We start from the raw sequence: 9,756 nt of genomic DNA, 5'->3' as shown, positions 1-9,756 counted from the left end.
CTGGAAACCCAGTTCCTGCGTCTGTCGGTCGAGCTGGAGGTCACCCGCCGTCTCGCCAATGCCAAAGACCCTGCCCTGACTGTCAAAGCGCACTCCATCCTTGCTCAGCAAAATGCGGTCAGTGCTGCAAACGATCTTGATACCTTTGGCAAGCTTGATCGCGATTTCCATTACGCACTTTATGAGGCCGCCGGTGTTGCCCAACTCTATGGCGTGGTTGAAGCCAGGTCGGGTCACATTGACCGCCTTCGCAAGCTCAACCTGCCCGACCCGGGAAAATCGGCATCCATCCTTGATTGTCATGCGCGCATTCTGGCTGCGATTGACAAGGGCGGCGCCGACACCGCCTGCGAGGTCGTTCGCGAACATTTGATGGGAACCCTTGCCACCGTCGATGCCATCCGCGAACGCCATCCGTCCTTCTTCTAGGACGGCACAGTTACCCCCAGGCGACCTAACCGATCAGGCCGTTTCCCTTCATGAAGCTTGAAAGCTTTTCCTGCTGGGCCTCGGTCAACGGCCAGGCAGACGGCGGGCGCGTAGCCCCGCAATCATCACCCATTAATTTGAGCGCTGCCTTCACACCGGTTACGTTGGTGCCGTTCATTTCCTCGGCCCGGACTTCTTCAAAGGCCTTCATTTCGGCGATCAACTGGCGGGCCTTGGCATAGTCGCCGGCTTCAAGGGCGGCGTGAATGGCCATGGAGCGTTCCGGCCAGACATTGATCAGGCCAGATGTAAATCCACGGGCGCCAACGGCATAAAATGCCGGAGCCCATGTTTCAGCAAGACCCCCGACCCAGACGATATCCGGATCGCAGGCATGAATTGCCTCGGCCAGCTTCATCGGGTTTGGCGTTGCCCATTTAACACCAGCAACACCTTCGACGGCACACAATTCCGTAATGGCCTTGGTGCCAATGGCATCGTTACGCAGATACAGCATCATCGGTAAACCACCGGACGCATCGGCAATCCGTTTGATGTAGTCAACAACACCGCGCGGGGCGACAAACGGGTCTGGCGGCTGATGGATCATCAAGGCCTCTGCCCCGGCCTCTGCCGATGCCTTGGCAAGCGCGCAGGCATCACGTACACCGCGACCAATCCCAGCCAACATCGGTGCACGACCATCCAGCATCTCGGCGACTGAGCGCGCGATTGTGATCGCCTCGTCGGTGGTCAGTGCGTAAAATTCGCCGGTATTGCCATTCACAACCGGGAAATGCACCCCTGCGGCCAGCGCACGATCAATCACAGGCACGAGCTTCTTGGGCGCGACATCACCATTGTCGTCATAGGGCGTGACAAGAATGCCCGAAATCCCCGACAAAACGGCGCGCAATTCAGTTTTTGAAAGTGCCATGGTTTCCTTATCCCCGTGCCGTGGCCCGCGTGCCGCGGATCAAATATCCGGCTGACTGGCGAGACCATCTTGTAATATTTAATTACATCTTGAATAACAAGTATACGCGGATATGGCAATTCCAATTATGCGCTTAAGACACCGGAAAGCGCGGTTCAGGCATACATGTACAATTACACCTGTGTTGCAAACAGGTGATCATCAGAAAGTTACAAGTTGGAAAAAGCCGCTTACAGGTCAGGCAAAGCGGCGAAACAGACCACGCCGTTCGCGGCAGATCATGGTCAAACCGGCCTTCCGCGCGAGGTTCACGGCCGTCAATGTCGGGCCCGAAAGGGTTACAAGCCCGCCCACCCCGAATTGCACGGTCTTGGTGACAATTTCATAGGAACAGCGGCTGGTCATCAGAATGAACCCGCCGGTCGGATCGATCCCCTGTCGCGCCACCGCACCAAGCACCTTATCAAGCGCGTTGTGGCGTCCGATATCTTCGCGGACCAGAACGATGTTACCGCTACCATCGACAAAGGCGCTGGCATGTAGCAACCCGCCGCCTTCGCGATTGCGGGTCTGATAGTCCGGAAGTGCGTCAATCGCCCGCAAGACAACATCTTGCGTCATGTTGGATGGGGTGACCGTCCCGATCTTGTCCATGGCGACGGCTTCAAGCGATTGCACACCGCACAAACCACAGCCAGATCGACCTTCGAGTGTGCGTTGGCGATCGGCAAGACGATCAAAGACATCTTCATGCAGATCAGCCTCGATCACATAACCCTGTAGGGTCTTGCGCACGTCGCGCAGCGTGATCTGGGAAATGTCATCGGCAATGCCTTCGGACAGGGCAAAGCCGACCATGAAATCTTCAAGGTCATGCGGTGAAACCATCATCACCGCGTGCGATTGACCATTAAACGTCAAAGCAGCCGGAACTTCCGGCTGCAACATGATCGGCGCGTCATCATTACCATCATCGCCTGATACGGCACGCGCAAGGTCGAAGTCGCGCCCGTCCAGAATGCGATTTTGCGATGGCTTGGCCATCATGCGGCTTCCTTGACCTTCCGGATTTTCGGCGCGGCCTTGATCACCAAAGGATGGAAGTCGGCCTTGCCTTCGGCGATCATGTCAAACAGCTGCTTGCGCATGCGCGGTTCCCAGAAATCGCTGATATGGTTGGCAACACCATCAACGCCCTCGCCCTCGGGCTGGGATTTGAAGAAGGTCGCGATCTGATTGGCCATATAGACAAGTTTGTCGGGTGCCATTGCGGTTCACTCTTTGACTGTAAACTTTGTATTCAAGCAGGAGAGCCAGACATCATGCCAAGGGAGTATAGCACAATGTCTGGCGCGTTATCCTATTCGGCGGCATCAACACGCGGTTTGATCCGGCGTGACTGTTCGGCCTGACGATCATATTCGACCTGCCATTCGGTCGGGCCATTGGAGGACGAAACCTGAACCGCGGTAACCTTGTATTCCGGGCAGTTTGTCGCCCAGTCGGTATAGTCCGTGGTGATCACGTTGGCCTGTGTGCCCGGATGGTGGAAGGTTGTGTAAACCACACCCGGTGCGACACGGTCGGTAATGGTGGCACGAAGGGATGTTTCGCCCGACCGGGATGCCAGACGGATCCAGTCGCCTTCACGAATGCCACGCTGTTCGGCATCGTGCGGATGGATTTCCAGCAAGTCTTCCTTATGCCAGGTCGTGTTTTCCGTGCGCCTGGTCTGTGCGCCGACATTATACTGACTGAGAATTCGTCCCGTCGTCAGCAGAAGCGGGAAGCGCGGACCTGTACGTTCGTCGGTTGCGACATATTCGGTGACAACAAACTTGCCCTTGCCACGGACGAAGCCATCGATATGCATGACCGGGGTCCCTTCGGGCGCCTTGTCATTACACGGCCACTGAACCGAGCCTTTTTCTTCCAGCAGGTCATAGCTGACTTTGGCAAAGCTTGGCGTCGTCTTGGCGATTTCATCCATGACCTGCGACGGATGGGTGTAGTTCCAGTCAAGACCCATCGCACGGGCCAGGTTCTGGGTAACTTCCCAATCGGCAAAGCCATTAAGCGGTGTCATCACCTTACGCACGCGGTTAATGCGGCGTTCGGCGTTGGTAAAGGTCCCGTCCTTTTCAAGGAAGGTCGACCCCGGCAGGAAGACATGCGCGTAGTTGGCGGTTTCATTGAGGAACAAGTCATGGACGACCACACATTCCATTGCCGCCAGACCGGCTGCCACATGTTTGGTATCGGGGTCAGATTGCAGGATATCTTCGCCCTGAATATAGATGCCCTTGAACGTGCCTTCGACAGCCGCATCGAGCATGTTGGGGATACGAAGACCCGGTTCGTCATCCAGTTTGACACCCCAGATATCTTCGAAAATATCGCGGGTGGCACTATCTTGAATATGGCGATAGCCCGGAAGTTCGTGCGGGAACGATCCCATATCGCACGAACCCTGCACGTTGTTCTGACCACGCAGCGGGTTAACCCCTACACCCGGACGACCGATATTGCCGGTCGCCATGGCAAGGTTGGCAATCGCCATCACGGTGGTGGAGCCCTGGCTGTGTTCGGTGACACCAAGACCGTAATAGATCGCGCCATTGCCGCCGGTAGCAAAGGTGCGTGCGGCCTTGCGCATGGTTTCGCCGTCAACACCGATCATTTCGGCGATGGCTTCGGGGCTGTGTTTCGGATCGGAAACAAAGGTTGCCCAATCCTGGAATTCGTCCCAGTCACACCGTTCACGCACAAATGCCTCGTCAAACAGGCCTTCGGTGACGATGACATGGGCAAGCGACGTCAGAACCGCGACGTTGGTGCCCGGACGCAGCGGGATATGGGCGACGGCCTCGATATGCGGCGAACGCACAAGGTCAATCCGGCGCGGATCGATGACGATCAGTTTCGCCCCCTGACGCAGGCGTTTTTTCAGGCGCGAGGCAAAGACAGGATGGCCATCGGTCGGGTTTGCGCCGATCAGGATGACAACATCGGTATGTTCGACAGAATCAAAATCCTGCGTCCCGGCCGAGGTACCAAACGTGGTCTTGAGGCCATAACCAGTCGGTGAATGGCAAACACGTGCACAGGTATCGACGTTGTTATTGCCAAACCCGGCACGGATCAGTTTCTGAACAAGGAAGGTTTCCTCGTTGGTGCACCGTGACGAGGTAATCCCGCCCAGCGCGCCCTTGCCGTATTTGGCCTGAATGCCCTTGAACTTGTCGGCGGTGAAGCGAAGTGCCTCTTCCCAGCTGACTTCCTGCCAGGGCTCATCAACACTTTCGCGGATCATCGGATTGAGGATACGGTCCTTGTGATTGGCATAGCCATAGGCAAAACGCCCCTTCACGCAGGAATGACCCCGGTTGGCCTTGCCGTCCTTATAGGGCACCATGCGGACAAGTTCTTCGCCGCGCATTTCCGCCTTGAACGAGCAGCCCACCCCGCAATAAGCACAGGTGGTGACAACGGAGTGTTCCGGCTGGCCGATTTCAATGACCGATTTTTCCTGAAGCGTTGCGGTCGGGCAGGCCTGAACGCAGGCACCGCACGATACGCATTCGGAATCCAGGAAGTTTTCATGCATGCCCGGCGACACGCGGGATTCAAATCCACGGCCTTCAATGGTCAGCGCAAAGGTGCCCTGCACTTCTTCGCAGGCACGCACACAGCGCGAACAGACAATGCATTTCGACGGGTCATAGGTGAAATACGGGTTGGTTTCGTCCTTGGCCATATAGCGCGGGTTTTCTTCACCGTTCTGGCGAACCTGAACGTGGTTTTCACCCTCATAGCCATACCGCACATCGCGCAGGCCAACCGCGCCTGCCATATCCTGCAATTCGCAATCGCCATTGGCGGCACAGGTCAGGCAATCGAGCGGATGGTCAGAGATATAAAGCTCCATCACGCCTTTGCGGATTTTCTTGAGCCGTTCGGTCTGGGTATGAACAACCATGCCGTCAGCTGCCGGCGTCGTGCAGGATGCCGGGGTACCGTTGCGGCCTTCGACCTCAACCAGACACAGGCGGCACGATCCGAATGCATCAACCATATCGGTTGCGCAGAGTTTCGGGACCTGAATGCCTGCCTCCATCGAGGCGCGCATGACAGAGGTGCCTTCAGGCACGGTAATGTCCTTGCCATCAATGGTCAGGGTTACCGTCTTTTCGGACTTCTTGGCGGGGGTTCCGTAGTCAACTTCTTTGATCAAGGACATCGTTTCACTCCGCAGCTATATCAAGCGCGCGTGGCTTGAAGTCATCAGGGAAATGGGTCAGTGCACTCAGGACCGGATACGGCGTAAAGCCGCCCAGTGCGCACAGCGATCCGAACTTCATGGTCTCACACAGATCACGCAGCAGCTCGATCTGCAATTCAGGCTGTTCACCACGTTCAAGCTTGTCGACGACTTCGGTGCCACGGATCGAACCAATGCGGCATGGCGTACATTTGCCGCATGATTCAATTGCACAGAATTCCATGGCAAACCGTGCCTGCTTCATCATGTCGACCGTGTCATCAAACACGACAACACCGGCATGGCCGATCAGGCCATCACGTTTGGCGAATTCTTCGTAGTCAAACGGCGTATCAAACAGTTCCTTGGGGAAATAAGCGCCCAACGGACCACCGACCTGAACTGCCTTGACTGGACGACCTGTGGCCGTCCCACCGCCGATTTGTTCAACGATTTCGCCAAGGGTCAGACCAAAGCCGACTTCATAAAGCCCGCTATGTTTGACGTTCCCGGCAATCTGGATCGGGATGGTGCCGCGCGAACGGCCCATGCCGTAATCGCGATAATATTCCGCACCCTTTTCCAGAATAACCGGCACAGAGCACAGCGAAATCACGTTATTGACGACAGTTGGTCGGCCAAGGAAGCCTTCAAGGGCGGGCAATGGCGGCTTGGCACGGACGACACCGCGCTTGCCTTCCATGCTGTTAAGAAGGGATGTTTCTTCGCCACAGACATAGGCCCCGGCCCCCATGCGGACTTCGATATCAAACGCCTTGCCAGATCCAAGGACGTTATCGCCCAGAACACCGGCGGCACGGGCGACCTTGATCGCCTCGTTCATGACGTCAATGGCGGTCGGATATTCCGAACGGGTATAGACATAGCCCTTGGTCGCGCCAGTGGCGAGGCCGGCAATGATCATGCCTTCGATCAGAACAAACGGTTCACCTTCCATGATCATGCGATCGGCAAAGGTGCCGCTGTCACCTTCGTCGGCATTACAGACGATGTATTTTTGATCGGCTGACGCTTCGCGGACGGTGTTCCATTTAATCCCGGTCGGGAAACCGGCACCACCGCGGCCCCGAAGGCCGCTATCAGTGACGGCCTTGACGATTTCCTCGTCCGTCATCTTAAGCGCGTTTTCAAGCCCGGTCAGGCCATCGTTGGCGCGATAATCGTCAAGCGATACCGGATCAACAATGCCGCAACGCTGGAACGTCAGGCGCGACTGGCTTTTGAGGAACGGGATATCCTGGGTGCGGCCAAGATACAGTTTATGCGGCCCCCCGGTCAGGAAGTCGGCCTCAAACAATGCGTCGATGTCATCGGTGCTAACCGGGCCATAGGCGACCCGCCCGCGCGGGGTTTCGACCTCGACCATCGGTTCCAGCCAATACATGCCAAACGAGCCGTTGCGCACGATCTTGACATCCGAACCGGCCTTCGATGCCTTGGCGGCAATCGCGGCTGCGACGTCATCGGCCCCCAATGCGACAGAACCGGAATCAAGTGGAACATAAACCTTGATGCTCATGACCCCACCTTTTGAAGAATGCGATCCGCACTGACGCGACCAACAACCTTGCCATCAATCATTGCAGCTGGTGCGCAGGCACAGAGACCAAGGCAAAAAACAGGCTCCAGCGTGATCTTGCGATCAGCGGTGGTTTGCGACCAATCGACTTTCAAATGACGACGTATCTGATCACCAAGGGCATCAGCCCCCATGGCCTGACAGGCTTCGGCCCGGCAGATCTTGATGACATGCTTGCCAGCTTTTTCTTCGCGGAAGTCATGATAGAAACTTGCCACCCCGTGGACTTCCGCCCGGCTGAGGTTCAGCTTCTTTGCGATTGTCTGAAGCGCGCCATCGGGGATATAGCCAAATTCTTCCTGCACCTCGTGCAGAATTGGCAATAACGGTCCTTCCAAAGTGATCAACTGATCACAAATGGCAGCGACGCGGACATTCTGGTCCTCGGTCGTTTCCGACATGCAAGCCTCTCTCTCAAGCATGTTATCAAATTCTTGTTTATTATGAACATTGTCGGGCATTGTCCCGACCTGTTCAATAAAGCCATCCCGTTACGCGATAGCGAAAACCTATCAAGCGGTTTGCAGCTCCGAAATCCGGGCGGCTTCTTTCAAAAGTGCCGAAACCACAGGGGTCGCAGGTTCGCGTTTTACCGCGATCAAGCCAACTGTGTGGGTCGCATCCGGCTCAATGATCGGGATCGATTTGACCCGGTCGCGCATCCCGAAACTTTCGACCATTTTTTCCGGCATGATGCTGGCCCAGTTGCCGGTTTGCACATGGGTAAACAGCGCAATCATGGAATCGCTTTCAAGCGTCGCACTGACCTTTGCGCCAACAGCATCAAGATGCTGGTCAATGATGCGACGGTTCTGCATATCAGGCGTCAAAAGACAAAGCGGCAGTTTGGCGGCTTCGCGCCAGGTGATTGTTTTTCGCCCGGCCAGATCATCCATGTTGGACGTCACCAGATGATAGCGTTCTCGATAAAGCGGAATGGCGGTGACACGCCCCAAGGGTTCGTTATCAAGATAGGTAATCCCGGCATCGATGCGAAGATCATCCAGCAATGCCTGAATTTCGACCGAGGTCCGCGACAGGATGGCAAAGCTGACATCGGGGTGCTTTTCGCGAAACGGCGTGGTCAGTTCATGGACCATCGCAAGGGCGGTCGGAATAACGGCAATCTGCACCTGCCCGGTCAGGCCAAAGCGCATGGCGCGCATTTCATCGCGCATGGATCGGGTGCTGCCAACGATATGGCGCGCCCATTCCAGAACCCGTTCGCCTTCGGGTGTCAGTCCCTGATAGCGCGACCCGCGTTTGACAAGCACGACGCCAAGATGATCTTCAAGCTGGCGAAGGGCGCTTGAAAGGGTTGGCTGGGTCACGCCGCAATGTTCGGCAGCATGGCCAAAATGCTGCTCGCGGGCGAGAACCATAAACATTTCGAGTTTATCAATCATGGCGTATCCGGCATCGCAAGGCGGATGCTTTTTATGACGGTGATCGCAATCCCGTTTTCGGGGCGCGTTATTATTGACTGAACACTCTACGTCGCGGGGAAGTGTTCTGGCTGCAGGATAACCGATTACCCCTTCGGGCATAAAGGTTATTCCTGCAACAGAACGCAGATCCGGGCCGGATGAACAGAGCCCGGATCTGCCCCTGACGCTTTGGCATGATGTCCCACTCATGCCCGGTTTTGCTGGAAAGTGGAACCGGCAAAACGGGCGCTGGCCATGGGTATGTTGGCCAGCGCCCTTGGTCAGGTTAGGCCTTGGACGGAGCCTCGCTTCCGCCAGCTTGCTGCGTTTCCATGTGATGCTTTTCATGGATCGGGCTGACCAGCTTGTTGGCGACCAGCGCAATCGCAAGCAAAGCCGCCATGGCATACATGGTGGTGTTATAGAGACTTGAGGTCGGATCAACCGTCCCTGCCGGTGCGATTTCCATCAGACGTCCGATGGTCACCGTTTTGGCCGCAACCAATTGATCAAGCTGGGCAATACCGGCACCGAACTTTTCCTGGAAGGCAGCCGGGTCGACCTTTGAGGCCAGATCCTTGATCGAACTTGTGACCGAGGCCTGACGCAACTGGGTGATGGCAAGCGGACCAAGAACACCGGCTGTGCTCCATGCGGTCAGAAGACGACCGTGGATGCCACCGACATATTTGGTGCCAAAGATATCGGCAAGATAGGCCGGAATGGTTGCAAAGCCACCGCCATACATCGTGAAGATGATCATGGTTGCGGCATAGAACATGACAAGCCATGTCACAGCCGGATTGATGCTGACCTGTTCTGCGGCAAACGGGATCGACAGATAAAGCGCGATGCCGAGAATGAAGAAGCAGTAATAGGTGTTCTTGCGCCCGATATAATCCGACATCGACGCCCAGAAGAAACGACCGCACATGTTAAAGACCGAAATCATGAACACATAGGTCGCCGCAAAGGCAGAGTTCACAACTAGTGGCAAGGTCGTGCCAAAGATTTCAGTCATCATGGTTTTGGCAACGCCAATCACCCCGATGCCCGCCGTCACGTTAAAGCACAGCACAATCCACAACAGATAGAATTGCGG

8 protein-coding genes and 1 pseudogene are annotated in these 9,756 nt (G+C 56.1%); 1 reads left to right on the top strand and 8 read right to left on the bottom strand.

The features are described 5' to 3' along the window. On the top strand, window positions 1-429 hold a 429-nt coding region (locus B3Z49_RS12620; protein ID WP_296991364.1), incomplete at its 5' end, for a GntR family transcriptional regulator. 25 nt (window positions 430-454) lie between these two features. On the opposite strand, the gene B3Z49_RS12615 is transcribed toward B3Z49_RS12620, so the two are convergent. From B3Z49_RS12615 to B3Z49_RS12580, 8 genes and pseudogenes are all read right to left on the bottom strand, one after another. After that, window positions 455-1,366, bottom strand: coding sequence for a dihydrodipicolinate synthase family protein (locus tag B3Z49_RS12615; RefSeq protein WP_296991361.1), 912 nt, complete (start codon window positions 1,364-1,366; stop codon window positions 455-457). 237 nt (window positions 1,367-1,603) lie between these two features. Beyond that, a complete protein-coding gene (gene fdhD / locus B3Z49_RS12610) occupies window positions 1,604-2,413 on the bottom strand; it encodes a formate dehydrogenase accessory sulfurtransferase FdhD (protein ID WP_296991359.1) in 810 nt (269 codons plus the stop codon). Further along, window positions 2,410-2,634, bottom strand: coding sequence for a formate dehydrogenase subunit delta (locus B3Z49_RS12605; RefSeq protein ID WP_296991356.1), 225 nt, complete (start codon window positions 2,632-2,634; stop codon window positions 2,410-2,412). Before B3Z49_RS12605 ends, fdhD begins: the two co-directional genes overlap by 4 nt. A 92-nt stretch (window positions 2,635-2,726) precedes the next feature. Further along, the gene (gene fdhF, locus B3Z49_RS12600; protein WP_296991354.1) at window positions 2,727-5,606 is read right to left on the bottom strand and encodes a formate dehydrogenase subunit alpha; all 2,880 of its coding nucleotides are present in this window, start codon (window positions 5,604-5,606) and stop codon (window positions 2,727-2,729) included. 4 nt (window positions 5,607-5,610) lie between these two features. Further along, window positions 5,611-7,167: a formate dehydrogenase beta subunit gene (locus tag B3Z49_RS12595; RefSeq protein ID WP_296991351.1), complete on the bottom strand. Its 1,557-nt coding sequence runs from the start codon at window positions 7,165-7,167 to the stop codon at window positions 5,611-5,613. Next, entirely contained in the window at window positions 7,164-7,628 is a 465-nt protein-coding gene (locus B3Z49_RS12590; protein ID WP_064781958.1) for a formate dehydrogenase subunit gamma, read from the bottom strand. The genes B3Z49_RS12595 and B3Z49_RS12590 overlap by 4 nt, the downstream gene beginning before the upstream one ends. Window positions 7,629-7,739: 111 nt before the next feature. Continuing rightward, window positions 7,740-8,633, bottom strand: coding sequence for a LysR family transcriptional regulator (locus B3Z49_RS12585; protein ID WP_296991346.1), 894 nt, complete (start codon window positions 8,631-8,633; stop codon window positions 7,740-7,742). A gap of 307 nt (window positions 8,634-8,940) precedes the next feature. Continuing rightward, a pseudogene (locus B3Z49_RS12580) lies at window positions 8,941-9,756 on the bottom strand (MFS transporter); the annotation flags it as partial.

Source organism: Thalassospira sp. UBA1131, from assembly GCF_002311515.1.
Taxonomy (GTDB): domain Bacteria; phylum Pseudomonadota; class Alphaproteobacteria; order Rhodospirillales; family Thalassospiraceae; genus Thalassospira.
This window is presented reverse-complemented; position numbering and strand designations above follow the sequence as displayed.

Bases quoted from the DNA above. Each gene is read 5' to 3' on its own strand.
- B3Z49_RS12615 (WP_296991361.1), bottom strand. From the start codon at position 1,366: ATGGCACTTTCAAAAACTGAATTGCGCGCCGTTTTGTCGGGGATTTCG.
- fdhD (WP_296991359.1), bottom strand. From the start codon at position 2,413: ATGATGGCCAAGCCATCGCAAAATCGCATTCTGGACGGGCGCGACTTC.
- B3Z49_RS12605 (WP_296991356.1), bottom strand. From the start codon at position 2,634: ATGGCACCCGACAAACTTGTCTATATGGCCAATCAGATCGCGACCTTC.
- fdhF (WP_296991354.1), bottom strand. From the start codon at position 5,606: ATGTCCTTGATCAAAGAAGTTGACTACGGAACCCCCGCCAAGAAGTCC.
- B3Z49_RS12595 (WP_296991351.1), bottom strand. From the start codon at position 7,167: ATGAGCATCAAGGTTTATGTTCCACTTGATTCCGGTTCTGTCGCATTG.
- B3Z49_RS12590 (WP_064781958.1), bottom strand. From the start codon at position 7,628: ATGTCGGAAACGACCGAGGACCAGAATGTCCGCGTCGCTGCCATTTGT.
- B3Z49_RS12585 (WP_296991346.1), bottom strand. From the start codon at position 8,633: ATGATTGATAAACTCGAAATGTTTATGGTTCTCGCCCGCGAGCAGCAT.